The sequence below is a fragment of the Kosakonia radicincitans DSM 16656 genome, assembly GCF_000280495.2.
Lineage (GTDB): Bacteria > Pseudomonadota > Gammaproteobacteria > Enterobacterales > Enterobacteriaceae > Kosakonia > Kosakonia radicincitans.
In genome coordinates this window covers 3,375,295-3,400,706 of record NZ_CP018016.1, presented here as the reverse complement: position 1 = coordinate 3,400,706, position 25,412 = coordinate 3,375,295, and the positions used below count along the sequence as shown (strand labels likewise).

Genomic DNA, 25,412 nt, shown 5'->3' with positions numbered 1-25,412 from the left:
AGGGGAAACCCTCTCCTGCTCATTTACTTCTGCTGTACACCTTCGACGGAAATAATCAGCTCCACATCCTGCGATGCTGGCCCAAGATCGGTCGTAATATTGAAATCTTTCAGCGCAATTTTGCCGGAAGCTTCAAAACCTGCACGTACGCCGCCCCACGGATCTTTGCCCTCACCGATGAGTTTTGCCGCCAGCACCACCGGCTTGGTCACGCCATTCAGCGTCAGATTGCCGGTGATATCCAATCCATCAGCCGTTTTCTTCACTTCAGTAGAGCTGAACGTCGCCTGCGGGAATTTCGCCACATTCAAAAATTCCGCACTGCGCAGATGCTTATCACGTTCAGCATGATTGGTATCCAGGCTGTTAGTGTTGATCGTCACATTCACTTTATCGGCGGCCGGGTTGGCTTCGTCGAAGGTAAATGTACCGTCGAAATCTTTAAACGTACCGTATAACCAACTGTATCCAAGATGCTGGATGCGGAAGTTAACGAAAGCGTGTTGCCCCTCTTTATCGATTTTATAATCTGCGGCTACGGCAGTGCCGCTAGCAAAGAGTAGCGAGGCGAGAGCGAGTCCCGGCAGGATTTTCTTCATATTATGCTCCAGAGTCAGGCGACGATTTTCCCAGCATGCGCTTGAGAGTGGCGTCTTTATCGATGAAATGGTGTTTTAAGGCGGCCAGGCCGTGCAATACCGAGAGCACGACCACGCTCCATGCCAGCCATAAATGAACAGTACCTGCGAGATCCGCCTGCGAACCGGCGTCGGTAAGTGTCGCAGGCACGTTAAACAGGCCAAATACGTTGATCGGTTTGCCATCCGCGGTGGAGATTAAATAACCGCTGATGAGAATACCAAACAGCAACACATAGAGTGCAATATGAGCCAGTACGGCGCTTGCTCGCGTCAGGCGCGAATAACTGGAAAGTGGAGAAGGGGGCGGTGACATATGCCGCCAGACAATGCGCACCACCAGCCCTAACATCAACAGAATGCCGATGCTTTTATGCAGTTCCGGTGCCTGATGGTACCAGCCATCATAATAGCTGAGCGTGACCATCCATAATCCCAGCGCAAACATGCCATAAACGGCTATTGCCATCAGCCAGTGAAGAGCAACGGAAATAGCGCCATAGCGGGCGGATGAGTTGCGAAATTGCATAATTGTGAATCTGGTTAATGAACGGTTAATTTAAAATGGCGGGAGCGGATACATATTGCAACTGAAAATTAATCAATTAAATAATTAATTTTTCTATATCATATTTTTTGAATGATTTTTGCTTTGAATGTTCAGGTGATTAGAGGATGGAAGGTAAGTCTGGCGGTTAATGGCAGGGTTTGTGAGGTTGCTGTTGTTCAGAGAAATTGTTTTAATTTTATTTTTTTAAATAAATGTCAGCTTTTGTCAGTATTTATGGTCAGGACCATACAATATAAATAAGGTCGATCAGCGCAACGAGAAGCCACAGCGCAATATATAACATCAAATGCTCACGCACGTTATTAATAAGGAAGTTGAATAAACGACGCATGATCTCTCCGTAGAAAAATAAAGGCGGCCACAAATAAGGCCGCCGACGGATTATCGGGTAAAGCGTGACAGGGAAAAAGGTGTCAAATCGAAATCGCTGCGTTTACCCTGTGCAAACTCACTGGCGATTTCGCCGAGCACTGGCGCGAATTTAAATCCATGTCCGCTCAGTCCGGTGATAATCAGCGTGTCCGGATGTTCCGGCAAAGTATCAATAATAAAATCTTCATCCGGCGAGTTATCGTAGGTACATGAAGCGCCATAAAGGCAACCGCCGATTCCCGGCAGAAACTGTCGCAGAAAACCGAAGCACTCCGAACCGTCTCCCGCTTCATTGCCAAAAGGTGTACGCTGTCGCGCCTCGTCGATGAGCTGGCCGCCGTTATGACGACCGATCTTCAGCGCGTTATCTTCGGCGGGGAAGCCGTAATATTGATCGCCATTCGGCATTTCACCGGTGAAGGCTGGGAAGTGATTTTTGCTGCTGTAGCGGCCGTCTGCCTGGAACCAGGCGAAAACCTTGCGTACGGGTTGTACCGGAAGCGTTGGAATTAACTGACGCACCCAGGTACCTGCGCTAATCAACACTTTCTTGCCGACGAACTCGCCTTCCGCTGTTTCGATGGTCACGCCTTCAGGGTCATGACGCAGCGCGGTAACCGGGCAGTTAAACAGTTGTGCGCAACCGGCTTGCTGGGCGAGACTGATCCAGGTTTTTACCGCCAGTTCGCTCCTTAGCACGCCAGAATCGGCTTCGAACAGACCGATATAGTCTTCCGGCACGGTGATTTCTGGCCAGCGGGCCATCAGTGAAGGCGCATCCAGTTTTTCTACCGCCAGATCCCACTGCTTAGCACTGTGGGCGACATTGGCGAGAAATTCGGAATCAGCCGGTCCGAGGTTGATCACGCCGGTCCGTTCGAACACCGCCTCACCGCTTTCGTGGGCTAATTGATCCCACAACTGTTGGGCACGCAGCACCAGCGGAACATATTTTTCACCCTCGCCATACGCGTGGCGAATCAAACGCGTATCGCCATGATGGCTGCCTTGCTGGTGTGGAGGAAGATGGGAATCGGTCATCAGGACATTTAGCCCGGCGCGGGTGGCGTAATAGCCGGTAGCTGCGCCGACAGATCCGCTGCCGATAATAATCAGGTCATATTTCATGGTGTTCTCCAGGAAAAAGCGTGTTCAGGAGGGTAATTAACCTGGCGGCGTTATACAAGGGCAGAAATAATTAAGGCACCCTGAAGGGTGCCTGTTGGGATGAAGGTCAGCATTAAGACTAATGCCTGCGGTACTCATCTTGTTGGTAATCGCCTGATTCAATCTTGGCAATACCCGCCTCGAGAATCGATATAAACTGGCGGGCGACATCTGTCGTTAACCATAACGTCTGGCCGACTTCAGTCTCTTCCTGAGCGGCTCTGTTTGGGGTCTGGTAGTGTAACCGGAGCATCAGGGCATCGTAACTATCCACGGTACTGATGTCCCATCCGACCAGTGGATGGGTCTGGATGACTTCATTATTCTTTACCATCATAACCCCCATATTAGCGTGTTTATTTAGACAACGACTTTCGAGGTTCAATGCGTGTTTTATTTGAAGCCTCTTTAGTATATCAACAGATGGGGGTGATGATCGAATAAATAAACACTCTGCAACATGTTTTTTAGGCTGTTTGATTTTTTTGAATAAGAAAACGAAACCTTAAGCACATATTTTTACTAAAGAACTGTGGAATTAATGAATGGCGTAAAAAACAGACAAAAAAGCCGGGGCGACCCGGCAATAAGAACAAACTTAAAGAGAAATTAGTCGTTGATAAACCAGTCGTCGGCGCTTTCCCAGGTTTCCTGCAAAATTTCACTTATGCGATCTTTATCTTCTTTTGCGCCACCAAGCACCGACAGGTTATTAGCCGCCGCGTAGCGAACGGTGATTTTGTTATCGTGTTCGGGATAGTAATTATTGAGCCGACGGGATAATTCGCCCGCCAGCGCATCGATAGCACCTGGCGGTAAGGGTGTGGTTTTGGCGATAGTCACTTCAATGCGCATAATAGCCCCCTGTGTGTTTACTGTATATATATACAGTTAATAAAGTATCTTTACAACAGGGGGCAGTAAAATTTTTACTGCTTAACGCGCCAGCGAACGGTTTCACCCGCGAGGAACGGCACCAGCGTATCGTCCGTCAGGGCAATGCTCTCTGGTACAACGCTTTCGATGCGTTCCAGTTCAATAAAGCCCTCATTGAGCGGCAGTCCGTAGAAGCGCGGTCCGTTCGACGAGCAGAACGCTTCAAAATGCTGCAAGGCGTTCATCTCTTCAAACACGGTGGCGTAGCTACCGAGCGCGGTTGGCGCATTGAAGCAACCGGCACAACCACAGCTTGCTTCTTTCCGGTGCCGCGCGTGCGGTGCAGAATCAGTACCGAGAAAAGCGCGTTCAAATCCACTGGCGACCAACTCTCGCAGCGCCTGCTGGTGGATATTGCGCTTAAGGATAGGCAAACAGTAGAGATGCGGACGCACACCGCCAACCAGCATATGGTTACGGTTAAACATCAAATGCTGTGGCGTAATGGTGGCCGCCAGGCGCTCGTTACCCTCGCGCACATAATCTGCCGCGTCTTTGGTGGTGATATGCTCAAACACCACTTTTAACCCCGGCAGGCGCTGGCGCAGCGGCTCCATCACCGTTTCAATAAAGCGCGCTTCGCGATCGAAGATATCGATATCCGCGTGGGTCACTTCGCCATGCACCAGCAGCGGCATGCCCAGTTTTTCCATGCGCTCCAGCACCGGCATTATGGCATCAATGCTGGTGACGCCGTGGCTGGAGTTGGTGGTGGCATTGGCGGGATAAAGTTTTGCCGCCGTAAAGACGTTTTCGTTAAACCCACGTTCCACTTCATCTGCGCTCAGGCTGTCGGTCAGATAGCAGGTCATTAGCGGGGTGAAATCATGCCCGGCAGGCACGGCATCAAGAATGCGCTGGCGGTACGCGCGCGCAGCATCCACGGTTGTCACAGGAGGAGCGAGATTGGGCATGACAATGGCGCGGGCGTAGGTTTCACTGGTCCACGGCACCACGGTTTTTAACATATCGCCATCACGCAGGTGGACGTGCCAGTCGTCAGGACGGCGGATTTTCAAAACCTGGGATTGTGTCATTGGAGTGCTCCGGCTGGTGAGAATCAGGTGTTTTTTGCCGGGCACTAAGGATAAGCGGAAACGTTTTCGTTTGCATCTTTTTCCTGAAAAAAAGGGCGCTCGCGGCGCCCTGGACTCAGTCGGTGAGGGGAATAATAATTTCGCCCGGTTTCACCTCAATGCCTTTGGCGTATTTCTTCGCCAGCGCTTCACCTTTGCTACTGTCCTCTTTCAGCACATAAGCCGGACGCTGATTAAAGTAGTTGCGCAGCGACTGGTTCAGGTAGGGCATCAACGTTTGCAGCACTGTTTGCATTTTTTCTGGCTGCACGTCGGCTTTCACCACTTCCATCTCCTGCAAGTAAATAGCGCCTTTCTCTTTATCAAACACCGGCAACGCCTTCAGTTTCAGCTTGATGACCGCTTTCTGGTTACCGAAAAGGGAGGTCATATCCAGGTTGGCATCGCCGGTCAGCGTCACTTTGTTCGGCTCTTCACGACCAATTTCCGATGCCAGGTTGTTCAGCACAATGTGCGCATCAGCCACGCCAGGCAGGCCAATATCTTTCGCAAAATCGTTGCGTTTTTGCAGCGCCTGGTTAATTTCCTGTTCGCTGATGGAATATTGGGTCAGTTGGTTACAGCCCACCAGCACGCCGCTCAGCAGTAAGGCAGCGGCAAAAAAGATCTTCTTCATAATTCCTCAACGTGATTCCGAAAGCGTCAAAGCCGGTGCGTAGGATGCGTCAGGCGAGGTACAAAGGCTAGCGGAAAAAGCTGAATGGCTGGCGGAAACTTACGTTTCCGCCGTGAGTTCGCTAAATAGCCATTGATGAAAGCAGGTTAACCTGGGTCTGCTTGGCCATATTATCGCGGTAGTCCGCCACCCGGCTCGGCCAGTTAATTCCGGCGACAAGAGTAAGGTTACGCAGCAGCGGGAAAAGATGAATATCGTCTTCGGAGAGCTCGCCGTTGACCGCATTCGGTTTGACAATAAGCTTGTCCAGTGCGCGCAGATCGTCGCTGATATTTTTCACCAGTCCGGCAGAGTGGGCGAGATGTTCATCGAAATTGCCGATCGCCGCCTCTTTCTTCGCGACAAACCAGGCGCGCGCCTGCGGTGTGGAAAACTCGTCGAAGGCGGATTTCGCAAAGCGGGGTATCAGCAATTTATTCACATAGCCGTTAACCTTGCGCAGCCACTCTTCCAGCTTCGGGTTTCGTTTACCGGTGAGTAGCGGTTTGCCGTCAAGTTTATCGACATAGTGCACAATATCCATACTCTCCGGCAGATAACGGCTGTCGTCTTTTTGCAGGATGGGCGCCATCTTCTGGCCAATCATTTTAGTTGGCGTGGCCTCGTCGTCACTAAGCAGAATGTTGAGTTCTACAGGAAGATTTTTAAGGCCGAAAATCATGCGGGCTTTGATGCAGAAAGGGCAGTGGTCGTAAATGTAGAGTTTCACGTTTCTCCTCCATACTGGCTTATCCGTTAAAGACCAGTATGGAAGAGAGCATTGCATGGCGCAAATCAGGCGCCAGGTTCGAGCATCCGCGGGCGAATGCGCTTATGGCCGAATTGCCACAGCAGCGCCATTGAGGTCATCAGCCCGATCAGGCCGAGCATCATCCACGGCAATTCCGGCTGGTTGAAGGCTTTGCCGGCATCAAACAACCACCCACCACCGGCGTAACCAAGCGCGCCGCCAAATGCCAGCCCCAGGCGACTGAAACCCATATAACTGCCGCGCGCACGGGCATCAGCTAGCTGCGCGCTTAAGGTTTCCCGCGCAGGTTCGGCAATAATTGAGCCGATATAGAATGTGCAGATAAGCGTAAACAGTTGCTGCAACGTCCCCACCATTCCGATCGGCAGCAGACTAAATGACATCACCAGCAGCCCGGCCATCAGACGCTGTTCAAGACGAAAGCGTTTTTCACTCCAGCGGGCGATAGGGTAGAGCAACGTCAGCGACAAGCAGGCTTCGATGGCGTACATCCACTTCACTGCCGCCGGTGAACCGGCAATATCGTTGACCATGATCGGCAGCATCAGCATCACCTGTACCGCCAGCATATAGTAACCTGTCAGCGTCAGGACGTAGGTGACGAACCGTTTGTCGCGCAGCACGCGTGCCAACCCTTCGCGCACCGGGGCTTTTACCGTAGAGAGTTTCCACGCCGGTAACAGCCAGGCGTTGAACGCGGCGCAGAGCACGAACATTAGCGCACCGGCGGCACACACCAGACGAAAGTCATATTGCAACAGCCAGCTACCGAGCAATGCGCCGACAACCGCGCCGGCGCTGTCCTGCATCATCAGGATAGAGAAAAAGCGGCTGCGCTGGTTGGGGCGCACAAGTTTGACCACCAGCGCGGAACGCGGCGGATCGAACAGTGTACCGCCCAGTCCGGAAAGAATGCAGGAGAGCCACAGCAGCCAGGGTTCGTGCGCCACGCCCATCGCGACGAAACCGCCCGCACGCATCAACATGCCGGTGACGATCAGCGGTTTGGCACCAAAGCGGTCGGCAATTGCGCCGCCGAAAATGCCCAAACCCTGCTGAATAAATTGCCGCAGGCCGAGCGCAATACCGACCATCAACGCCGCCCAGCCGAGCTGATCAACAAAACGAATAGAAATAAGTGGGAAGACAACGAAAAAGCCGAGTACAACCAGCATATTATCGACAAGCAGGAAATATTTACCCAGGCTCCTTGCCTGCGATATGCGTGCCATTTCCCCTCCGGGAAATTAAGAAAGATAAGACATTCTTATTCTGCGGGTTCGCCCGATCTTTTCCCACATTCGCGGTGACAATATTTTTTTATCAAAATCCGGCTTTGATTCAGAGTTTTCATCGAAAATGGTCCGCAAAGTGGAAAATGCCATGTTGCTGTTTTCACAGAGTGGCTGCGCAAATGTATAGTAAAGGTAAGGGGTTAAAAGTGTGGTGAAATGGAAGGAGTGGTAATGCATGTTTGGCTACCGCAGTAACGTGCCGAAAGTACGCTTAGTCACAGACAGATTAGTGGTTCGTTTAGTGCATGATCGCGATGCCTGGCGCCTGGCGGATTATTACGCCGAAAATCGGCAATTTCTAAAGCCCTGGGAGCCCGTGCGCGATGAAAGCCATTGCTACCCTTCCGGCTGGCAGGCCCGTCTTGGCATGATCAATGAGTTTCATAAACAGGGTTCGGCATTCTATTTCGCGCTGCTCGATCCCGAGGAAAAAGAGATCGTCGGCGTGGCGAATTTTTCCAATGTGGTACGCGGCTCGTTTCATGCTTGTTACCTTGGCTACTCCATTGGACAAAAATGGCAGGGGCAAGGGCTGATGTTTGAAGCGCTGACGGCGGCGATCCGCTATATGCAGCGCACGCAACATATGCACCGCATCATGGCAAATTACATGCCGCATAATAAACGTAGCGGCGATTTGCTGGCGAGGCTGGGTTTCGAGAAAGAAGGCTACGCCAAATCGTATTTGCTGATCGACGGGCAGTGGCGCGATCACGTACTTACCGCGCTCACCGCGCAAGAATGGACCCCGGGTCGCTAAGGAGCAACGATGAAGTATCAACTCTCAGCGGTCGAAGCGCGCGTTATCGGCTGCCTGCTGGAAAAGCAGATCACCACGCCGGAACAATATCCGCTGTCGATCAATGGTGTGGTTACCGCCTGTAATCAGAAGACCAACCGTGAACCCGTCATGAACCTCAGTGAACATGAGGTACAAGAGGTGCTGGATGAATTGGTGAAACGGCACTATCTGCGCACCGTCAGCGGTTTTGGCAATCGCGTAACGAAATACGAGCAGCGTTTTTGCAACTCTGAATTTGGCGATCTGAAACTCAATCCGGCAGAAGTGGCGCTCATCACCACGCTGCTGCTGCGCGGGCCGCAAACGCCGGGGGAACTGCGCGGTCGTGCGGAACGTATGCATCGCTTTAACGATATGGCGGAAGTGGAAACGGCGCTGGAACTGTTGGCGACGCGGGAAGATGGTCCGTATGTCGTGCGGCTACCCCGCGAGCCCGGTAAGCGCGAAAGCCGCTATATGCACCTGTTCAGCGGCGATGTACAGACGCTGGTGAATGTTGTTGAGGCGGTCAGCCCGCCGGAAGAATCACTGGTGGCGCGCGTTGAGGCGCTGGAAGAGGAAGTGGCAGATCTGAAACAGCGTCTGGATTCGCTGCTCGCACATTTAGGAGATTAGCCGTGACGAAATTACGTATTGGAGTGGTCGGCCTGGGCGGCATTGCGCAAAAAGCCTGGCTGCCGGTTGTCGGCGCTGCGACCGACTGGACGTTAACCGCAGCCTGGTCGCCGACGCGGGAGAAAGCCCTGCGGGTATGCGAAACCTGGCGCATTCCGTATGCTGATTCGCTGACGGCACTAGCCGCGCAATGTGATGCGGCTTTCGTCCACACGTCGACAGCTTCGCACTACAGCGTGGTCAGTGAGTTACTGAACCTTGGCGTGCATGTCTGCGTTGATAAACCGCTGGCAGAAAACCTCCAGGATGCTGAGCGGCTTATCGAACTGGCCGCGCGGAAAAAACTGACGCTGATGGTCGGTTTTAATCGCCGTTTTTCGCCGCTGTACCGCGAACTGAAACAGCAGATGCCGCAGGCGGCGTCGTTGCGGATGGATAAACACCGTACCGACAGCGTAGGGCCGCACGATTTACGCTTCACGTTGCTCGACGATTATCTGCACGTGGTGGATACCGCGTTGTGGCTGGCGGGAAGCGCGGCGGCATTACAAAGCGGTACGTTGCTCACGGATGATGACGGCGCAATGGTTTATGCCGAACACCACTTCTCACTGGATCATCTGCAAATCACCACCAGTATGCACCGGCGGGCGGGAAGCCAGCGCGAATGGATTCAGGCTGTCACCGATGGTGCGCTGGTGGATATCACCGATATGCGCGAATGGCGCGAAGAGCGCGGGCAGGGCGTAGTAGCGCGTCCGGTCGCTGGCTGGCAGAGCGTGCTGGAACAGCGTGGTTTTGTGGGTTGCGCGCGCCATTTTATTGAATGCGTGCAAAATCAGACGGTTCCGGAAACGGCGGGTGAACAGGCCATCCTGGCTCAGCGCGTGGTGGAAAAGCTCTGGCGTGAGGCGATGAGTGAATAACCGCCTGTAACATCTGGCGATAGTAATTCGCCTTTTTCCCTGTAGACTAAGCGCTTCGCTGTATACCAACGCCTGCATTGCAGGCGTTGTGCCTTATGGAATCCAGAATGAATCTATTAAAATCGCTGGCGGCTGTCAGCTCGATGACGATGTTTTCTCGCGTGCTGGGTTTTGCGCGCGACGCTATTGTGGCAAGGGTTTTTGGCGCGGGTATGGCAACTGACGCCTTCTTTGTAGCGTTTAAACTGCCCAATTTGTTGCGGCGCATCTTTGCCGAGGGGGCGTTTTCCCAGGCATTTGTTCCCATTCTTGCTGAGTACAAAAGCAAGCAGGGCGAGGATGCGACGCGAGTGTTTGTGGCCTATGTCTCGGGTTTACTGACGCTGGCGCTGGCGCTGGTGACTGTCGCCGGGATGCTGGCGGCACCGTGGGTGATTCTGGTCACCGCGCCGGGGTTTGCCGATACAGCGGATAAATTCAATCTCACCTCACAGCTACTGCGCATTACCTTTCCTTATATTCTGCTGATCTCGCTGGCGTCACTGGTGGGCGCGATCCTCAATACCTGGAACCGTTTCTCGGTGCCAGCGTTTGCGCCGACATTTCTCAATATCAGCATGATTGGCTTTGCGCTGTTTGCCGCGCCGTACTTCCATCCGCCGGTGCTGGCGCTGGCATGGGCGGTGACGGTGGGCGGCGTGCTGCAACTGGTTTATCAACTGCCGCATCTGAAGAAGATCGGCATGCTGGTATTACCGCGCGTGAGTTTTCACGATGCCGGTGCTATTCGCGTCGTGAAGCAGATGGGGCCTGCGATCCTTGGGGTCTCGGTCAGCCAGATTTCCTTAATCATCAACACGATTTTCGCCTCGTTTCTGGTCTCCGGGTCGGTATCGTGGATGTACTACGCTGACCGACTGATGGAGTTTCCGTCTGGCGTGCTGGGCGTGGCGCTGGGGACGATTTTGCTGCCTTCACTGTCGAAAAGTTTCGCCAGCGGCAATCACGATGAGTACTGCCGCCTGATGGACTGGGGGCTGCGTCTTTGCTTTCTGCTGGCGCTGCCGAGCGCAGTGGCGTTGGGCATTCTGGCAAAACCGCTGACCGTCTCGCTGTTTCAGTACGGTAAATTTACTGCCTTTGACGCGCTGATGACGCAGCGGGCATTAATTGCTTACTCCGTCGGCTTAATGGGCCTGATTGTCGTGAAGGTGCTGGCACCGGGCTTCTATTCGCGGCAAAACATTAAAACGCCGGTGAAGATTGCCATTGTCACGCTGCTGATGACGCAGTTGATGAACCTTGCTTTTATTGGTCCGCTGAAACATGCCGGGTTGTCACTGTCGATCGGTCTGGCTGCCTGCCTGAACGCCGGTTTGCTTTACTGGCAGCTGCGTAAACAAGATATTTTCACGCCGCAGCCAGGCTGGAAAAGCTTTCTGCTGCGTCTGGTGATTGCTGTGCTGGTGATGGCGGCTGCGCTGGTGGGCATGCTCTATGTTATGCCGGAATGGTCACTGGGTACGATGCCATACCGCTTGCTGCGTTTGATGGCGGTAGTGGGGGTAGGGGTGGTAGCTTACTTCGCCACGCTGGCACTGCTGGGTTTTAAACTGAAAGAGTTTGCCCGCCGGACGGCATAAACAATTTTGCCAGGGGAAACCCCTGGCAAAAAAATGTCTGGCGATTAAATCGAGATTTTTTTGCCGCCGCGGTTAGCAGAAGCGGTGTGGCCGTTGGCACCGTAAAGCGTTGGTTCCTGATGGGGTTTCAGTACATCCAGCGCCTGCTGATTACGCTCAATTTGCCCTTCCAGCAGCCATCCATTGTGCTGGTTAAGGTCGCGCAAATGCTGTGTCTTCTGCGTAATAATCTGCCAGCGATCGGCGATATCGTCATTAGCGCTGCGCTGTGCTTTCTGCGCTGAACGACGCTGTTGCTCCAGGTAATCCAGCGTTGCGAGCAAGGAACTTTTTTCTTCCGTAATACGCTGTAACGCACTGCCATTCACATGGCCTACGGAAAGTTGCTTTTGCTCAGCATCCATCACGTCTTTCAGAGCGCTCAGGATAACTGTCATTTGATCAAGGATGTCTGACAGTCGATTCATTCTGTTATTTACTCTGTAAGTAACTCTGCGCTTCGTTAATCAGGGCATCGGCAATCTTGCCGGTATCCATTTTCAGTTCACCATTACGAATCGCGGTTTTCAGTTGCTCAACGCGTTCCATATTGATGTCATTCGCGCCCGCCTGCATCAGCTTCGCCTGCGCGCCGCTGATGGTGACGCTGGTGCTGTTCGCCGTCTCGGCTTTTTCAAGACGTGCTTTCTGCGTCTGGGCGTCGTTGGTTTCACGCTGTTGAACGGCGTTAACCGGCTTCAGAGGCGATGTACGATCAATGCTCATTGTGTTGTCCTCATCGAGGTGTCCCGGCGTTTCGGGCCAGATATCTTTAGTCGTTGCTTATTTATCGGCAGGCAACATAAATTCTTTAAAAAGATTATAGGTTAATCAGAATATTCCCATCAGTATTCACCGTACCGCTGACAATCTGGCCTGAAGACATACGCACGCGGGCATTTTGCGCCACTGCGGCATTGTCCAGCGCTTGTCCTTCGCCGTTCACACTAAAGCCATCTCCCGATGCCACAACCTGTACCCGCTGTCCGGCTTTTACCCGCCATGCCTGACGCAGCATTGAGAGCTGAATCGGCTGCCCGGGAACGAGATCGCGCAGGCTAATCGCATCCTGCGCCTGATTGATATCCAGCATCGTGCGCGGCGGCAATTGATCGAGACGACCGCGTTTTAATGTCACGCTGCCGGGTTGCAGCGTGCTGCCACGCGCAACAGATTGCGCCGCCACTACATAATTACCCGTCGCCTGCACGTTAACCTGCAAAAAGCGCTTAGCTCCCGCACAGTTTGCCACAACGTTTACGTTTCCCCATAGCTTTGCGCCGCCGACTACGCTCAGCGCGGGCTGATCGCAGGTGGGCAACATGTTCTGCGGGGTTCGTATATTTACCACTACCTCGTCACTAAAGCCAGCAAGGCGCTGAGCAAAAAATGATGTGAGCTGAGCTTGCAGCTCGCCCGCCTGTGTCAGCGGGCTCAAAAACAGTAAGGTCGCGGCTAAACCGCTTTTCAACGTGTTCATCGCAGACTCCTGCCTGTTGATGGGATGCAGAGATTTTAACTGCATGGCAAATCTATCAACGCAATAAATAGCGACGCATTTTGCCCTTATTCCGGCGATAAGTTTGCCTGAGGAGATTTAAGCTGTTGGCTAAATAATTGTCATCAGTGGGGGAGCTATGCTCGATAAACTTGATGCCGCTCTGCGTTTTCAGCAAGAAGCGCTGAACCTGAGCGCCCAGCGCCAGGAAATTCTGGCGGCAAACATTGCCAACGCCGATACCCCCGGGTTTCAGGCGCGCGATATTGATTTCTCCAGCGAATTAAAAAAAGTCATGGAGCGCGGGCGTGCTGAAAACAGCGGCGTTGCATTGACGCTGACATCTTCCCGCCATATTCCGGCGCAAAACATCTCCACGCCGTCTGCCGATCTGTTGTACCGCATTCCTGACCAGCCTTCACTCGACGGTAACACCGTGGATATGGATCGCGAACGTACGCAATTCGCTGACAACAGCGTGAAATACCAGACCGGCCTGACCGTGCTGGGCGGGCAGATCAAAAGCATGATGAGCGTTCTGCAACAGGGGAACTAAGTAAATGGCATTACTGAATATCTTTGATGTCGCCGGGTCTGCGCTCACCGCGCAATCAAAACGTCTGAACGTCGCCGCCAGTAACCTGGCGAACGCCGACAGCGTAACCGGACCGGATGGGCAACCCTACCGCGCTAAACAGGTTGTCTTCCAGGTGGACGCTGCACCGGGTCAGGCGACCGGCGGCGTGAAAGTAGCTGATGTGGTCGAAAGTCAGGCGCCGGACAAACTGGTCTTTGAACCAGGTAATCCGCTGGCTGATGCCAATGGCTACGTCAAAATGCCGAACGTTGATGTGGTCGGTGAGATGGTGAATACCATGTCCGCTTCACGCAGCTATCAGGCAAACGTTGAAGTGCTTAATACCGTTAAGAGCATGATGCTCAAAACGCTCACCCTTGGCCAGTAAAGGAGACACGCATGTCTATCGCCGTGAACGTGAATGACACCACTGCTAACAGTAGTGTCTCATCGACCAGCACTACCGGTACTACCACTACAGGCACTAACAGCGCTTCCGACCTGCAGAGTAGCTTTCTGACGCTGCTGGTCGCACAGCTGAAAAACCAGGACCCGACCAACCCGCTGCAAAACAACGAGCTGACGTCGCAACTGGCACAGATCAGCACCCTTAGCGGGATTGAAAAACTGAATACCACGCTGGGTTCGATTTCCGGACAGATTGATAACAGCCAGTCATTGCAGGCATCTAACCTGATTGGTCACGGCGTCATGATCCCGGGGCAGACGGTTCTGGTAGGCAGCGGAACCACCACGCCGTTTGGCGTTGAACTGACGCAGGCTGCTGACAAAGTCACTGCGACTGTCACGAGCAAAGACGGCACCGTGGTGCGCACGATTGACATTGGTTCGCTGTCGGCTGGCGTTCATACCTTTAGCTGGGATGGCAAGCTGACCGATGGGACGACAGCGCCGGATGGCTCTTACAAAGTCTCCATCTCTGCCAGCAACGCATCAACACAGCTGGTTGCACAACCGCTGCAATTTGCCATGGTGCAGGGCGTCACGCTCAACTCCAGCGGCAACCTTTTAGATTTGGGTACCTACGGTACAACCACACTCGACGAAGTACGGCAGATTATCTAAGCCTTAACACTTATCAGGAGTAAGTCATGGCCTTTTCACAAGCGGTCAGCGGCCTGAATGCTGCGGCCACCAACCTCGATGTCATTGGTAACAACATCGCCAACTCCGCCACATATGGCTTTAAATCCGGGACTGCATCTTTTGCCGATATGTTTGCCGGTTCCAAAATCGGTCTGGGTGTTAAGGTGGCCGGGATTACCCAGGACTTTAACGATGGTACCACCACCAGTACCGGTCGTGGTCTTGACGTCGCGCTGAGCGGCAACGGTTTCTTCCGTCTGGTAGACAGCAACGGCTCTGTTTATTACAGCCGTAACGGCCAGTTCAAACTGGACGAGAACCGTAACCTGGTGAACATGCAAGGCATGGAAGTGACGGGTTATCCGGCAACGGGTACACCGCCAACGGTTCAGACCGGCGCGAACCCGCAGGCCATTACTATCCCGAACACCCTGATGGCGGCGAAAACCACCACCACGGCAACGATGCAGATCAACCTGAACTCTACGGATTCCACTCCGACAGTTACCACCTTTGATCCGACTAACGCGGATAGCTACAACAAAAAAGGCTCTGTTACCGTTTACGATAGCCAGGGTAACGCGCATGACATGAACGTCTACTTCGTGAAAAGTTCTACGGCGAACACCTGGAGTGTTTACACGCAGGACAGTAGCGTAAGTGGCAGCACTGCAACGCTGGCAAGCACACTGGTGTTTGATGCGAACGGCTCTCTGACCAGCGGCACCACGGCGAACATCACCACCGGTACCATTAACGGCGCAACCCCGGCGACGTTCTCCCTGAGCTTCCTGAACTCCATGCAGCAAAACACCGGTTCCAACAACATCGTTGCGACCACCCAGAATGGTTACAAACCGGGTGACCTGGTGAGCTACCAGATTAACGATGACGGTACCGTTGTAGGTAACTACTCCAACGAACAGACTCAGTTGCTGGGGCAGATTGTGCTGGCAAACTTCGCCAACAACGAAGGCCTGAAGTCCGAAGGCGACAACGTCTGGTCTGCCACGTCTTCTTCCGGTGTGGCGCTGCTCGGTACGGCAAACACCGGTAACTACGGTAGCCTGACCAGCGGCGCGCTGGAAGCTTCGAACGTGGATCTGAGTAAAGAACTGGTCAACATGATCGTCGCGCAGCGTAACTATCAGTCGAACGCGCAGACCATCAAAACCCAGGACCAGATCCTTAACACGCTGGTTAACCTGCGTTAATCGTCTGACGGGATGGCTTAATGGATCACGCAATATATACCGCGATGGGCGCTGCCAGCCAGACGCTGAATCAGCAGGCTGTCACGGCCAGCAACCTCGCGAATGCGTCCACTCCGGGTTTCCGCGCGCAGCTTAATGCGCTGCGTGCGGTGCCGGTAGAAGGGCTTTCGCTGCCTACCCGTACGCTGGTAGTCGCGTCAACACCTGGTGCCGATATGACGCCAGGCCAACTGGATTACACCTCGCGTCCGCTGGACGTGGCGTTGCAGCAGGACGGCTGGCTGGCAGTACAGACGGCGAACGGTACTGAAGGATATACCCGCAACGGTAACATCCAGGTGAGCTCGACCGGCCAGTTGACGATCCAGGGGCATCCGGTGATGGGCGATGCCGGGCCGTTGACCGTGCCTGAAGGCTCGCAAATAACGATTGCGGCTGACGGTACGATCTCCTCGCTGAACCCGGGCGATCCGGCCAATACCGTTGCGCCGGTTGGCAAACTGAAACTGGTGAAAGCAGACCCGCAAGAAGTGCAGCGCGGCGATGACGGCATTTTTCGTCTGACCCAGGCCGCACAAGCGACGCGTGGCGCGACGTTACAGGACGATCCGAGCGTACGCGTCATGTCCGGCGTGCTGGAAGGCAGTAACGTTAAACCGGTGGCGGCCATGACCGACATGATTGCCAGCGCGCGTCGTTTCGAGATGCAGATGAAGGTGATCTCCAGCGTCGATGATAACGCGCAACGTGCCAACCAGTTGCTGTCAATGGGCTAATAAACAGGACTACATATGATCAGTTCATTATGGATCGCAAAAACCGGCCTTGACGCCCAACAAACCAATATGGATGTCATCGCCAACAACCTGGCGAACGTCAGTACCAATGGTTTTAAGCGTCAGCGTGCGGTATTTGAAGATTTGCTGTACCAGACGATTCGTCAGCCTGGTGCGCAGTCTTCCGCGCAGACTACGCTGCCTTCCGGCTTGCAGATTGGTACCGGCGTGCGTCCGGTAGCCACTGAACGTCTGCATAGCCAGGGCAACTTGTCTCAGACCAACAACAGTAAAGATGTGGCGATCAAAGGGCAGGGCTTCTTTGAAGTCTCTCTGCCGGATGGGACTTCCGCTTACACCCGCGACGGTTCCTTCCAGGTTGATCAGAACGGGCAACTGGTGACGGCTGGCGGTTATCAGGTTCAGCCGGCTATCACTATTCCGGCAAACGCCCTGAGCATCACCATTGCCAGCGATGGTGTGGTGAGTGTGACTCAGCAGGGGACAGCTGCGCCAGTTCAGGTTGGCCAGTTAAACCTGACCACCTTTATGAATGACACCGGTCTGGAAAGCATCGGTGAAAACCTCTACACCGAAACGCAGGCCTCCGGCGCGCCGAACGCCACTACGCCTGGGTTGAACGGTGCGGGTTTGCTGTATCAGGGGTATGTGGAAACCTCAAACGTAAACGTGGCGGAAGAGCTGGTGAATATGATCCAGGTTCAGCGCGCTTACGAAATTAATAGTAAGGCAGTATCGACCACCGATCAGATGCTGCAGAAACTGACGCAACTCTAAGGCGTTTTCCGGCGCGGTAAGTGCCGCGCCGGAACCCTGATTTCGAAGATGAATGCAATGCAAAAATACGCCGTGCGCAGCTACCCGATTATGGCTTTAGTGGCATTAACCCTGACTGGATGTGCCTGGGTTCCGTCTACACCGTTAGTGCAGGGGGCAACCACCGCCCAGCCCATTCCGGGGCCGGTGCCAATGGTGAATGGTTCTATTTACCAAACTGCGCAGCCAATCAATTATGGCTATCAGCCGCTGTTTGAAGACCGTCGTCCGCGTAACGTCGGCGACACGCTGACTATCGTACTGCAAGAGAACGTGAGCGCGAGCAAGAGCTCGTCAGCGAATGCCAGCCGCGATAGCAAATCCAGTTTTGGCATGGATACCACGCCGCGTTATCTCGAAGGGCTGTTCGGCAATGCTCGTGCCGATCTGAGTTCTTCCGGCAGTAATACCTTTGACGGCAAAGGCGGCGCAAACGCCAGTAACACATTTAGCGGCACGCTGACCGTTACGGTCGATCAAGTGCTGATCAACGGCAATTTACATGTAGTGGGTGAAAAACAGATCGCCATTAACCAGGGCACGGAGTTCATCCGCTTTTCCGGTGTCGTAAACCCACGCGCCGTCAGCGGCAGCAACACGGTTCCGTCCACGCAGGTGGCGGATGCGCGTATCGAATATGTGGGCAATGGCTACATCAACGAAGCGCAGAATATGGGCTGGCTGCAACGTTTCTTCCTCAACTTATCGCCGATGTAACCGGGGTGAATTATGTTTAGATATCTGGCAATGGCGTTGGTACTGGTGGCATCTGTTGCCCAGGCCGACCGCATCCGGGACCTCACCAGCGTACAGGGCGTGCGAGAAAACTCCTTGATCGGCTATGGCCTGGTCGTTGGCCTTGATGGCACCGGTGACCAGACCACGCAGACCCCCTTTACCACGCAGACACTGAATAACATGCTGTCGCAGATGGGGATTACGGTGCCGACCGGCACCAACATGCAGTTGAAAAACGTCGCGGCCGTTATGGTCACGGCGCAGTTCCCGGCATTTGCCCGCCAGGGGCAAACCATCGATGTGGTGGTCTCCTCAATGGGTAACGCTAAAAGTCTGCGCGGCGGTACGCTGCTGATGACTCCGCTGAAAGGGGTCGACAGCCAGGTGTACGCGCTGGCGCAGGGGAATATTCTGGTTGGCGGCGCAGGTGCGTCGGCAGGCGGCAGCAGTGTTCAGGTGAACCAGCTTAACGGCGGTCGTATTACTAACGGTGCGGTGATTGAGCGTGAGTTACCGACGCAGTTCGGCTCAGGGAATACCATCAACCTGCAACTGAACCAGGAAGATTTCTCTATGGCGCAGCAGATTGCCGACACCATTAACCGCAGCCGTGGTTACGGGAGTGCAACGGCGCTTGACGCCCGCACTGTGCAGGTCCGCGTTTCTACTGGCGGCAGTTCGCAGGTCCGTCTGCTGGCCGATATTCAGAACCTTGAAGTCGGCACGACTCAGCAGGATGCGAAAGTGATCATCAACTCGCGTACCGGCTCGGTGGTGATGAACCGTGAAGTGTCGCTGGATAACTGTGCCGTCGCGCAGGGGAACCTCTCTGTCACGGTCAACCAGCAGGCTAATGTCAGCCAGCCGAATACACCGTTTGGCGGCGGTCAGACGGTAGTGACACCGCAAACGCAGATCGATTTGCGCCAGAGCGGCGGCTCGCTGCAAAGCGTCCGCTCCAGCGCCAACCTGAACAGCGTCGTGCGCGCACTTAACGCGCTGGGGGCTTCGCCGATGGAACTGATGTCCATCCTGCAGGCTATGCAAAGTGCAGGCTGCCTGCGCGCGAAACTGGAGATCATCTAATGTTGACGGACAGCCGGTTGTTGTCGAGCGCGGCCTGGGACGCGCAATCACTGAACGAACTGAAAACCGAGACCAGACAGGATCCGCAGGCCAATTTGCGCCCCGTTGCGCGTCAGGTAGAGGGTATGTTTGTGCAGATGATGCTGAAAAGCATGCGTGAAACATTACCGAAAGACGGTATTTTCAGCAGTGACTCAACGCGGCTGTACACCAGCATGTATGACCAACAAATCGCGCAGCAGATGACGGCCGGTAAAGGTCTGGGGCTGGCGGATATGATGGTCAAACAGATGGCCGCTCAGCAGGGTTCCGCTGAGCCAGCGGAACAAGCAGCACAGCAGGTGCCGATGAAGTTCCCGCTGGAAACGGTCACCTCCTATCAGAACCAGGCGCTGACGCAACTGGTGCGTAAAGCGATGCCAAAAGCGCCGGATGGCAGCGATGAACCGCTTTCCGGCGACAGCAAAGACTTCCTGGCGCAATTGTCGCTTCCTGCCCGTCTGGCGAGTGAACAGAGTGGGGTTCCGCATCACCTGATCCTGGCGCAGGCGGCGCTGGAATCTGGCTGGGGCCAGCGGCAGATCCCGCGTGAAAACGGCGAGCCGAGCTTTAACATTTTTGGCGTAAAAGCTACGCCAGGCTGGAAGGGGCCGACCACGGAAATTACCACCACCGAATATGAAAACGGTGAAGCGGTGAAAGTGAAAGCCAAATTCCGCGTTTACAGTTCGTACCTTGAAGCGCTCTCCGACTACGTTGGTATGCTGACGCGCAATAAACGCTACGCGGCGGTCACCACTGCCGCAACGCCAGAGCAGGGCGCGCAGGCGCTGCAAAATGCCGGTTATGCGACCGATCCTAACTATGCTCGCAAACTGACATCCATGATTCAGCAGTTGAAATCGATGGGTGAAAAAGTCAGCAAAGCGTATAGCACCGACATCCAAAATCTGTTCTGAAAGGTCTCAAGTTTCGCCCTGGGTTGCCGATAATCGTCAACAGGACTCATGACTGAATGTATATAAGGAACCTCCATGTCCAGTTTGATTAATAGCGCCATGAGTGGGCTCAGCGCAGCCCAGGCCGCGCTTAATACTGCCAGTAATAACATTTCCAGTTATAACGTGGCGGGCTACACTCGTCAGACGACAGTGCTTTCAGCGGCGAAAAGTACGCTGGGCGCAGGCGGCTATGTTGGTAATGGTGTTAACGTAGTTGGCGTTCAGCGTGAGTATGATGCCTTTATCACCAACCAGTTGCGCGCGGCGCAAAACCAGAGCAGCGGGCTGACGACGCGTTATGAGCAGATGTCGAAAATCGACGATGTGTTGTCAAGCACCACCAATTCGCTGGCGACCAGCATGCAGGATTTCTTCTCCAGTTTGCAAACGCTGGTCAGTAACGCGGAAGATCCAGCGTCACGTCAGGCACTGTTGGGTAAAGCTGACAGCATGGTTAACCAGTTCAAAGTGGCTGACCAGTATCTGCGCGACCAGGACAAACAGATTAACTTGTCTATCTCGTCAAGCGTTGACCAGATTAACAACTACACCAAGCAGATTGCCTCGCTGAACGACCAGATCTCTCGCCTGACTGGCGTGGGTGCTGGCGCGTCGCCGAATGACTTGCTCGATCAGCGCGACCAACTGGTCAGCGAACTGAATAAGATCGTGGGTGTGGAAGTCAGCGTGCAGGATGGTAATACCTACAACCTGACGATGGCGAACGGCTATACGCTGGTGCAAGGCAGTACTTCTCGCCAGCTGGCGGCGGTTTCTTCGAGCGCCGATCCGTCACGTACAACCGTCGCGTATGTTGATAACACCGCTGGCAATATCGAAATTCCGGAAAAACTGATCACCACCGGCTCGCTGGGCGGCCTGCTGGCATTCCGTTCACAGGATTTGGATCAGACGCGTAACACGCTGGGTCAACTGGCGCTGTCATTTGCCGATTCATTTAACCAGCAGCACACGCAAGGTTATGACGCGAACGGCGATCAGGGGACTGATTTCTTTACCATTGGTTCCCCGGCAACGCTGAACAACTCGAAAAATACCGGTGATGCCACGTTGACGGCAACCGTGAGTGACAGCTCTGCGGTACAGGCGACCGATTACAAAGTGGTTTATGACGGCACAAACTGGAATGTTACCCGCCTGTCCAACAATACCTCGTTTACGGTTACGCCGGATGCGACTGACGGTACGCTGAACTTTGACGGTCTGAAAATTACCGTCGGCGGCACGACCGGGCCGGTCGCCAACGATAGCTTTACGGTTAAACCGGTGAGCAATGCTGTCGTCAACATGAGTGTGGCAGTGACGGATGAGTCGAAGATCGCTATGGCGCAAACCGCTACTGACGGTGCGAGCGATAACCGTAACGGCCAGGCGATGCTGGATCTGCAAAAGGCGACGAAAGTCGGCGGCAACAAAACCTTTAACGATGCGTATGCCACGCTGGTCAGCGATGTGGGTAACAAAACATCCACGCTGAAAACCAGCAGCACGACGCAGACCAACGTGGTGACACAGCTCAGCAACCAGCAGCAGTCTATCTCCGGGGTTAACCTCGATGAAGAGTACGGCAACCTGCAACGTTATCAGCAATATTATCTGGCTAACGCCCAGGTTCTGCAGACCGCAAGCACGCTGTTTAATGCGTTGCTGGAAATTCGCTAAGTAAGGGGTGAATGATGCGTATCAGCACGCAAATGATGTATGAACAAAACATGCGCGGCGTTACCAATGCGCAGAGTAAATGGCTGGCCTACGGTGAGCAAATGTCTACCGGGCAGCGTGTGAACCGTCCGTCTGACGATCCGATCGCCGCTTCGCAGGCGGTAGTGATCTCTCAGGCGCAGTCGCAGAACACCCAGTATGCGACAGCGCGTACTTTCGCCGAACAAAAAGTGTCGCTGGAAGAGAGCGTGTTGCAGCAGGTAACGACCGCTATTCAGGGCGCGCAGTCCACTATCGTTGAGGCCGGTAGCGGCTCGCTCAGCGACGATGACCGCGCATCGCTGGCCAGCAAACTGCAAGGCTATCGCGATCAGTTGTTGAACCTGGCGAACAGCACTGACGGTAACGGGCGTTATATTTTTGGCGGCTATAAAACTGAAACTGCGCCGTATGACTCTACCGGTACATACAGCGGCGGTACGCAGAATATCACCCAGCAGGTTGACGCTTCCCGCACCATGGTGATTGCCCATACGGGGGATGAAATTTTTAACCGTATCACCAGTAACGCCACGCCTGAACCGACGGATCCGGCAACCGGTGCGCCGGGAACTTCGGAAACGGATCTGTTTAAAATGCTGGATACGGCCATCGCTGCGCTGAATACGCCGGTTTCCGGCGATGAGACGGCCAAAGCGACCGCACAGGCCGCGGTTGATAAAACCAGTCGTGGCTTGACGAACTCCCTGAACAACGTGCTGACGGTACGCGCGGAGTTGGGCACGCAGTTGAATGAGCTGGACAGCCTTGATTCGTTGGGTGATGACCGTGCGCTGGGTCTGACACAGCAGAAAAGCGATCTGGTGGATGTGGACTGGAACTCGGTGATTTCGTCCTACACCATGCAACAGGCTGCATTGCAGGCTTCTTACAAAGCATTCTCCGATATGCAGGGAATGTCGTTGTTCCAGATTAACTCGTAATCGTTTCATTTTGAGCATGTCTTGAAACTGGGGCATGTTCCGTATGCCCGCTCTGTTACCGGAGCGGGCCTTTTTTTTGCCTTATGCTTTCTGCGTTGCTTGCTGGATGCGACGGGCATCAACCAGGCGAATGACCAGCGCGATAAAGCCAGAGAGCGTCGCCAGCACCACCACACCCTGCCATGAGGCAACGGAATAGAGTTTACTGCCCAGTGCAGAACCCACCGCCATACCGATAAACACACCTGTAAACAGTAGCGCATTCAGGCGGCCACGCGCTTGCGGCTCCAGACCGTATACCAGATTCTGGTGCGCCACGAGGCTGGATTGCAGACCGAGATCGAAGCCGACGGCAGAGAGCGCAATCAGGATAAGCTGAGCGTGTGGCGGCAGTGCCGGCAGTAAAAACATCAGGGCAAAAGAGAGCGTCACCAGCCCGGCGCCCAGCTGCGTCACTTTTTCAGCGCCGACTTTATCTGCCAGACCACCAGCCAGCGGTGCGGCCAGCGCACCGGCGGCACCCGCAATACCGAATGTACCGGCAACGGCACTACCCAACTGATATTTTTCCAGCAGCATTACCGCAAGCGTAGACCAGAAGGCGCTAAAAGCGATGGACAAGAAACCCTGGGCGAAAGCCGCACGGCGCAGTGCCGGATAACGTTGCCACAGGTGCGCCATCGATTTCATCAGTGCCGGATAGCTCAGCGTAGAGTGGGTGGCAAAACGCGGCAGCACGGACCACATCAGCACGCCAATCAGGGCAATACTGACGGCAGCAAGTTGATACATTACCCGCCAGCCAAATGCTGCACCGACAAAGCCGCTAACAGTACGAGAGAGCAGAATGCCCAGCAGTAAGCCGGTCATCACCGTGCCGACCATTTTCCCCTGTTTGCCCGCTGGTGCCAGAATGGCCGCCGCCGGGACAATATCCTGCGCCATTGTCGCCGCCATCCCCAGCATCAGGCTGACGAGCAATAGAGAGGGCAGGTTGCTGGTCAGGCTACAGGCCAGCAGCAGAATCGCCAGTGCCACGCTTTTTATCAGGATGAGGCGGCGACGATCATGGCGATCGCCCAGCGGTAGTAAAAACAAAATACCCAGCGCATAACCGGCCTGAGTCAGCGTCGGTACCAGCCCCATGCCGTTAACGGTCAGGTGCAGATCGCTACCCATCAGCGGCAGCAACGGCTGCGAATAGTAGATAGATGCCACGCTAAATCCGGCGCCCAGCGCCAGCGCTAAAATGACCCAGCCAACAACATCTGTCGAAAGAGAATGACGGTTCATACAGTGTTTCCCCGGTATGGTTTTTATGAGTTCGTAGGCGTGCTACGCAGTGAGGACATTCTTCTCTAATACGCTGTGGCGCGGTAGCCTGCGGAGTGGTAAAACGGTTATACGTGAAACGTATAGGCAAAATAAATATGAAGCGCCAGGAGCGTATAGACAGAGTGGATTTGATGCGGACGTTTATCCGTATCGTGGAAGCGGGCTCGCTGTCGGCAGCTGCGCGCCAGTTGGGAACGACGCAGGCGACGGTCAGCCGCCGTTTGCAGTCACTGGAAACCCTGCTTGGCGTGAAGTTGTTGCTGCGCACCACCCATGCGATGAAGCTGACCGATGATGGTGAACGCTGTTATCAACATGCAAAACGGGTAGCGGATGCCTGGGTAGCCCTGGAGGATGAGCTGAGCCAGTCTGACGATGAACCGGTCGGTATTCTGCGCGTGCGCGCGCCACATGCTTTTGGTCAGGAGCAGTTACTTGGGCCGCTCACCGAATTTCTCGAGCGACACCCGCAGCTTTCTGTCGAGTGGATGCTGAACGATAAAACGGTCGATTTTCTTAGCGTGAACATCGATTGTGCTATTCGCGTCGGCGCGGAAGTGGACCCGGCAACGGTGTCGGTGCTGCTGGCAGAAGTCCCCCGCAGCCTGGTGGCTTCTCCGGCCTTGCTGGCGCGTTTTCCGGCAATTGAGACCCCACAGCAACTCTCAGCCTTGCCGTGGATAGCGCTGAACACTTTTTATCAGCATGAAATTCATCTGACACATCAGCAAACCGGCGATGCGGAACAGGTGCCGATCTCGCCAAGACTGTTTACCGACAGCCTGTACGCTGCGCGGAATACGGCAATCAGTGGTCTTGGTCTGGCGGTTATCTCCAGTTGGGCGGTGGAAGAGGAGATACGCAGCGGGAAACTGGTTGCTTTGTTGCCGGAATGGCAGGCGGCGGCGCTGCCGGTACATCTGGTGTATCCGTGGGCGCGGTACTATCCGGCGCGATTGCGAAAATTTTTGCAATTGATGCGTGAAGTGATGCCGGGGCTGGGAGGCATGCGCCAGCCTGCGCGGCAGGCATAAAAAAGCCGACCCTGA

General features: G+C 54.4%; 30 protein-coding genes. 16 read left to right on the top strand and 14 right to left on the bottom strand.

Annotation, left to right across the window (positions count from 1 at the left end; translation table 11 throughout):
- Nucleotides 1-23 precede the first annotated feature (23 nt).
- The 10 genes from Y71_RS16365 to mdtH form a co-directional block, all read right to left on the bottom strand.
- On the bottom strand, nt 24-599 hold the full coding sequence (locus tag Y71_RS16365; protein WP_007374456.1) for a YceI family protein: 576 nt from the start codon (nt 597-599) through the stop codon (nt 24-26).
- A 1-nt stretch (nt 600) separates the two neighbouring features.
- A complete protein-coding gene (locus Y71_RS16360) occupies nt 601-1,167 on the bottom strand; it encodes a cytochrome b (RefSeq protein ID WP_007374457.1) in 567 nt (188 codons plus the stop codon).
- Nucleotides 1,168-1,426: 259 nt separating this feature from the next.
- The gene (locus Y71_RS16355; RefSeq protein ID WP_007374458.1) at nt 1,427-1,540 is read right to left on the bottom strand and encodes a YceO family protein; all 114 of its coding nucleotides are present in this window, start codon (nt 1,538-1,540) and stop codon (nt 1,427-1,429) included.
- A gap of 50 nt (nt 1,541-1,590) precedes the next feature.
- Nucleotides 1,591-2,709 carry an N-methyl-L-tryptophan oxidase gene (gene solA / locus Y71_RS16350; RefSeq protein WP_007374459.1) on the bottom strand — a complete coding sequence of 373 codons (1,119 nt, stop codon included), beginning with the start codon at nt 2,707-2,709 and terminating at the stop codon, nt 1,591-1,593.
- A gap of 118 nt (nt 2,710-2,827) precedes the next feature.
- A complete protein-coding gene (gene bssS, locus Y71_RS16345; protein ID WP_007374460.1) occupies nt 2,828-3,082 on the bottom strand; it encodes a biofilm formation regulator BssS in 255 nt (84 codons plus the stop codon).
- 275 nt (nt 3,083-3,357) lie between these two features.
- A complete protein-coding gene (gene dinI, locus Y71_RS16340; RefSeq protein WP_007374461.1) occupies nt 3,358-3,603 on the bottom strand; it encodes a DNA damage-inducible protein I in 246 nt (81 codons plus the stop codon).
- Nucleotides 3,604-3,677: 74 nt separating this feature from the next.
- The gene (pyrC, locus tag Y71_RS16335; RefSeq protein WP_007374462.1) at nt 3,678-4,721 is read right to left on the bottom strand and encodes a dihydroorotase; all 1,044 of its coding nucleotides are present in this window, start codon (nt 4,719-4,721) and stop codon (nt 3,678-3,680) included.
- A gap of 115 nt (nt 4,722-4,836) precedes the next feature.
- The gene (locus tag Y71_RS16330; protein ID WP_007374463.1) at nt 4,837-5,397 is read right to left on the bottom strand and encodes a lipoprotein; all 561 of its coding nucleotides are present in this window, start codon (nt 5,395-5,397) and stop codon (nt 4,837-4,839) included.
- Between the two features lie 121 nt (nt 5,398-5,518).
- Entirely contained in the window at nt 5,519-6,166 is a 648-nt protein-coding gene (grxB, locus tag Y71_RS16325) for a glutaredoxin 2 (protein ID WP_007374464.1), read from the bottom strand.
- Between the two features lie 65 nt (nt 6,167-6,231).
- Nucleotides 6,232-7,440: a multidrug efflux MFS transporter MdtH gene (mdtH, locus tag Y71_RS16320; RefSeq protein WP_007374465.1), complete on the bottom strand. Its 1,209-nt coding sequence runs from the start codon at nt 7,438-7,440 to the stop codon at nt 6,232-6,234.
- 238 nt (nt 7,441-7,678) lie between these two features.
- Here mdtH and rimJ point away from each other — a divergent pair, with 238 nt between their 5' ends.
- From rimJ to murJ, 4 genes are all read left to right on the top strand, one after another.
- Entirely contained in the window at nt 7,679-8,263 is a 585-nt protein-coding gene (gene rimJ, locus Y71_RS16315; RefSeq protein WP_007374467.1) for a ribosomal protein S5-alanine N-acetyltransferase, read from the top strand.
- A gap of 9 nt (nt 8,264-8,272) precedes the next feature.
- Nucleotides 8,273-8,920, top strand: coding sequence for a YceH family protein (locus Y71_RS16310; protein WP_007374468.1), 648 nt, complete (start codon nt 8,273-8,275; stop codon nt 8,918-8,920).
- 2 nt (nt 8,921-8,922) lie between these two features.
- Nucleotides 8,923-9,846, top strand: coding sequence for a Gfo/Idh/MocA family protein (locus tag Y71_RS16305; protein WP_007374469.1), 924 nt, complete (start codon nt 8,923-8,925; stop codon nt 9,844-9,846).
- Between the two features lie 107 nt (nt 9,847-9,953).
- Nucleotides 9,954-11,489: a murein biosynthesis integral membrane protein MurJ gene (gene murJ / locus Y71_RS16300; RefSeq protein ID WP_007374470.1), complete on the top strand. Its 1,536-nt coding sequence runs from the start codon at nt 9,954-9,956 to the stop codon at nt 11,487-11,489.
- A gap of 44 nt (nt 11,490-11,533) precedes the next feature.
- Here the strand turns inward: murJ and flgN are convergent, their stop codons facing one another.
- The 3 genes from flgN to flgA all read right to left on the bottom strand — a co-directional run bounded on the left by flgN (nt 11,534) and on the right by flgA (nt 13,008).
- Complete coding sequence (gene flgN / locus Y71_RS16295; RefSeq protein ID WP_035886202.1) at nt 11,534-11,956, bottom strand: flagella biosynthesis chaperone FlgN; 423 nt, start codon at nt 11,954-11,956, stop codon at nt 11,534-11,536.
- A 4-nt stretch (nt 11,957-11,960) separates the two neighbouring features.
- Entirely contained in the window at nt 11,961-12,254 is a 294-nt protein-coding gene (flgM, locus tag Y71_RS16290) for a flagellar biosynthesis anti-sigma factor FlgM (protein WP_035886201.1), read from the bottom strand.
- A gap of 94 nt (nt 12,255-12,348) precedes the next feature.
- Complete coding sequence (flgA, locus tag Y71_RS16285; protein WP_007374473.1) at nt 12,349-13,008, bottom strand: flagellar basal body P-ring formation chaperone FlgA; 660 nt, start codon at nt 13,006-13,008, stop codon at nt 12,349-12,351.
- Nucleotides 13,009-13,165: 157 nt separating this feature from the next.
- On the opposite strand from flgA, the gene flgB reads away from it, so the two are divergent.
- The 11 genes from flgB (at nt 13,166) to flgL (ending at nt 23,028) form a co-directional block, all read left to right on the top strand.
- The gene (flgB, locus tag Y71_RS16280) at nt 13,166-13,582 is read left to right on the top strand and encodes a flagellar basal body rod protein FlgB (RefSeq protein WP_007374474.1); all 417 of its coding nucleotides are present in this window, start codon (nt 13,166-13,168) and stop codon (nt 13,580-13,582) included.
- A 4-nt stretch (nt 13,583-13,586) separates the two neighbouring features.
- Complete coding sequence (flgC, locus tag Y71_RS16275; RefSeq protein WP_007374475.1) at nt 13,587-13,991, top strand: flagellar basal body rod protein FlgC; 405 nt, start codon at nt 13,587-13,589, stop codon at nt 13,989-13,991.
- Nucleotides 13,992-14,002: 11 nt separating this feature from the next.
- A complete protein-coding gene (gene flgD / locus Y71_RS16270) occupies nt 14,003-14,689 on the top strand; it encodes a flagellar hook assembly protein FlgD (RefSeq protein WP_007374476.1) in 687 nt (228 codons plus the stop codon).
- A 26-nt stretch (nt 14,690-14,715) separates the two neighbouring features.
- Nucleotides 14,716-15,924 (top strand): flagellar hook protein FlgE, encoded by a 1,209-nt coding sequence (gene flgE / locus Y71_RS16265; RefSeq protein ID WP_007374477.1) that lies wholly within the window; start codon nt 14,716-14,718, stop codon nt 15,922-15,924.
- A 20-nt stretch (nt 15,925-15,944) separates the two neighbouring features.
- Nucleotides 15,945-16,700, top strand: a complete 756-nt coding sequence (locus Y71_RS16260) for a flagellar basal body rod protein FlgF (RefSeq protein WP_007374478.1) — start codon at nt 15,945-15,947, stop codon at nt 16,698-16,700.
- Between the two features lie 15 nt (nt 16,701-16,715).
- Nucleotides 16,716-17,498, top strand: coding sequence for a flagellar basal-body rod protein FlgG (flgG, locus tag Y71_RS16255; protein WP_007374479.1), 783 nt, complete (start codon nt 16,716-16,718; stop codon nt 17,496-17,498).
- Between the two features lie 57 nt (nt 17,499-17,555).
- Nucleotides 17,556-18,254 (top strand): flagellar basal body L-ring protein FlgH, encoded by a 699-nt coding sequence (locus Y71_RS16250; protein WP_007374480.1) that lies wholly within the window; start codon nt 17,556-17,558, stop codon nt 18,252-18,254.
- A 12-nt stretch (nt 18,255-18,266) separates the two neighbouring features.
- Nucleotides 18,267-19,361: a flagellar basal body P-ring protein FlgI gene (locus Y71_RS16245; protein ID WP_007374481.1), complete on the top strand. Its 1,095-nt coding sequence runs from the start codon at nt 18,267-18,269 to the stop codon at nt 19,359-19,361.
- Entirely contained in the window at nt 19,361-20,320 is a 960-nt protein-coding gene (gene flgJ, locus Y71_RS16240; protein ID WP_007374482.1) for a flagellar assembly peptidoglycan hydrolase FlgJ, read from the top strand. The genes Y71_RS16245 and flgJ overlap by 1 nt, the downstream gene beginning before the upstream one ends.
- A 75-nt stretch (nt 20,321-20,395) precedes the next feature.
- Nucleotides 20,396-22,045 carry a flagellar hook-associated protein FlgK gene (flgK, locus tag Y71_RS16235; RefSeq protein WP_007374483.1) on the top strand — a complete coding sequence of 550 codons (1,650 nt, stop codon included), beginning with the start codon at nt 20,396-20,398 and terminating at the stop codon, nt 22,043-22,045.
- Between the two features lie 14 nt (nt 22,046-22,059).
- Entirely contained in the window at nt 22,060-23,028 is a 969-nt protein-coding gene (gene flgL / locus Y71_RS16230; protein ID WP_007374484.1) for a flagellar hook-associated protein FlgL, read from the top strand.
- An 81-nt stretch (nt 23,029-23,109) separates the two neighbouring features.
- On the opposite strand, the gene Y71_RS16225 is transcribed toward flgL, so the two are convergent.
- Nucleotides 23,110-24,321, bottom strand: coding sequence for an MFS transporter (locus Y71_RS16225; RefSeq protein WP_007374485.1), 1,212 nt, complete (start codon nt 24,319-24,321; stop codon nt 23,110-23,112).
- Nucleotides 24,322-24,458: 137 nt separating this feature from the next.
- On the opposite strand from Y71_RS16225, the gene Y71_RS16220 reads away from it, so the two are divergent.
- Nucleotides 24,459-25,397 carry a LysR family transcriptional regulator gene (locus Y71_RS16220; RefSeq protein WP_035886195.1) on the top strand — a complete coding sequence of 313 codons (939 nt, stop codon included), beginning with the start codon at nt 24,459-24,461 and terminating at the stop codon, nt 25,395-25,397.
- Nucleotides 25,398-25,412: the final 15 nt, after the last annotated feature.

Coding starts and splice junctions, on each gene's coding strand:
- Y71_RS16365 (WP_007374456.1), bottom strand. CDS start 599: ATGAAGAAAATCCTGCCGGGACTCGCTCTCGCCTCGCTACTCTTTGCT.
- Y71_RS16360 (WP_007374457.1), bottom strand. CDS start 1,167: ATGCAATTTCGCAACTCATCCGCCCGCTATGGCGCTATTTCCGTTGCT.
- Y71_RS16355 (WP_007374458.1), bottom strand. CDS start 1,540: ATGCGTCGTTTATTCAACTTCCTTATTAATAACGTGCGTGAGCATTTG.
- solA (WP_007374459.1), bottom strand. CDS start 2,709: ATGAAATATGACCTGATTATTATCGGCAGCGGATCTGTCGGCGCAGCT.
- bssS (WP_007374460.1), bottom strand. CDS start 3,082: ATGGTAAAGAATAATGAAGTCATCCAGACCCATCCACTGGTCGGATGG.
- dinI (WP_007374461.1), bottom strand. CDS start 3,603: ATGCGCATTGAAGTGACTATCGCCAAAACCACACCCTTACCGCCAGGT.
- pyrC (WP_007374462.1), bottom strand. CDS start 4,721: ATGACACAATCCCAGGTTTTGAAAATCCGCCGTCCTGACGACTGGCAC.
- Y71_RS16330 (WP_007374463.1), bottom strand. CDS start 5,397: ATGAAGAAGATCTTTTTTGCCGCTGCCTTACTGCTGAGCGGCGTGCTG.
- mdtH (WP_007374465.1), bottom strand. CDS start 7,440: ATGGCACGCATATCGCAGGCAAGGAGCCTGGGTAAATATTTCCTGCTT.
- rimJ (WP_007374467.1), top strand. CDS start 7,679: ATGTTTGGCTACCGCAGTAACGTGCCGAAAGTACGCTTAGTCACAGAC.
- Y71_RS16310 (WP_007374468.1), top strand. CDS start 8,273: ATGAAGTATCAACTCTCAGCGGTCGAAGCGCGCGTTATCGGCTGCCTG.
- murJ (WP_007374470.1), top strand. CDS start 9,954: ATGAATCTATTAAAATCGCTGGCGGCTGTCAGCTCGATGACGATGTTT.
- flgN (WP_035886202.1), bottom strand. CDS start 11,956: ATGAATCGACTGTCAGACATCCTTGATCAAATGACAGTTATCCTGAGC.
- flgM (WP_035886201.1), bottom strand. CDS start 12,254: ATGAGCATTGATCGTACATCGCCTCTGAAGCCGGTTAACGCCGTTCAA.
- flgA (WP_007374473.1), bottom strand. CDS start 13,008: ATGAACACGTTGAAAAGCGGTTTAGCCGCGACCTTACTGTTTTTGAGC.
- flgB (WP_007374474.1), top strand. CDS start 13,166: ATGCTCGATAAACTTGATGCCGCTCTGCGTTTTCAGCAAGAAGCGCTG.
- flgC (WP_007374475.1), top strand. CDS start 13,587: ATGGCATTACTGAATATCTTTGATGTCGCCGGGTCTGCGCTCACCGCG.
- flgD (WP_007374476.1), top strand. CDS start 14,003: ATGTCTATCGCCGTGAACGTGAATGACACCACTGCTAACAGTAGTGTC.
- flgE (WP_007374477.1), top strand. CDS start 14,716: ATGGCCTTTTCACAAGCGGTCAGCGGCCTGAATGCTGCGGCCACCAAC.
- Y71_RS16260 (WP_007374478.1), top strand. CDS start 15,945: ATGGATCACGCAATATATACCGCGATGGGCGCTGCCAGCCAGACGCTG.
- flgG (WP_007374479.1), top strand. CDS start 16,716: ATGATCAGTTCATTATGGATCGCAAAAACCGGCCTTGACGCCCAACAA.
- Y71_RS16250 (WP_007374480.1), top strand. CDS start 17,556: ATGCAAAAATACGCCGTGCGCAGCTACCCGATTATGGCTTTAGTGGCA.
- Y71_RS16245 (WP_007374481.1), top strand. CDS start 18,267: ATGTTTAGATATCTGGCAATGGCGTTGGTACTGGTGGCATCTGTTGCC.
- flgJ (WP_007374482.1), top strand. CDS start 19,361: ATGTTGACGGACAGCCGGTTGTTGTCGAGCGCGGCCTGGGACGCGCAA.
- flgK (WP_007374483.1), top strand. CDS start 20,396: ATGTCCAGTTTGATTAATAGCGCCATGAGTGGGCTCAGCGCAGCCCAG.
- flgL (WP_007374484.1), top strand. CDS start 22,060: ATGCGTATCAGCACGCAAATGATGTATGAACAAAACATGCGCGGCGTT.
- Y71_RS16225 (WP_007374485.1), bottom strand. CDS start 24,321: ATGAACCGTCATTCTCTTTCGACAGATGTTGTTGGCTGGGTCATTTTA.
- Y71_RS16220 (WP_035886195.1), top strand. CDS start 24,459: ATGAAGCGCCAGGAGCGTATAGACAGAGTGGATTTGATGCGGACGTTT.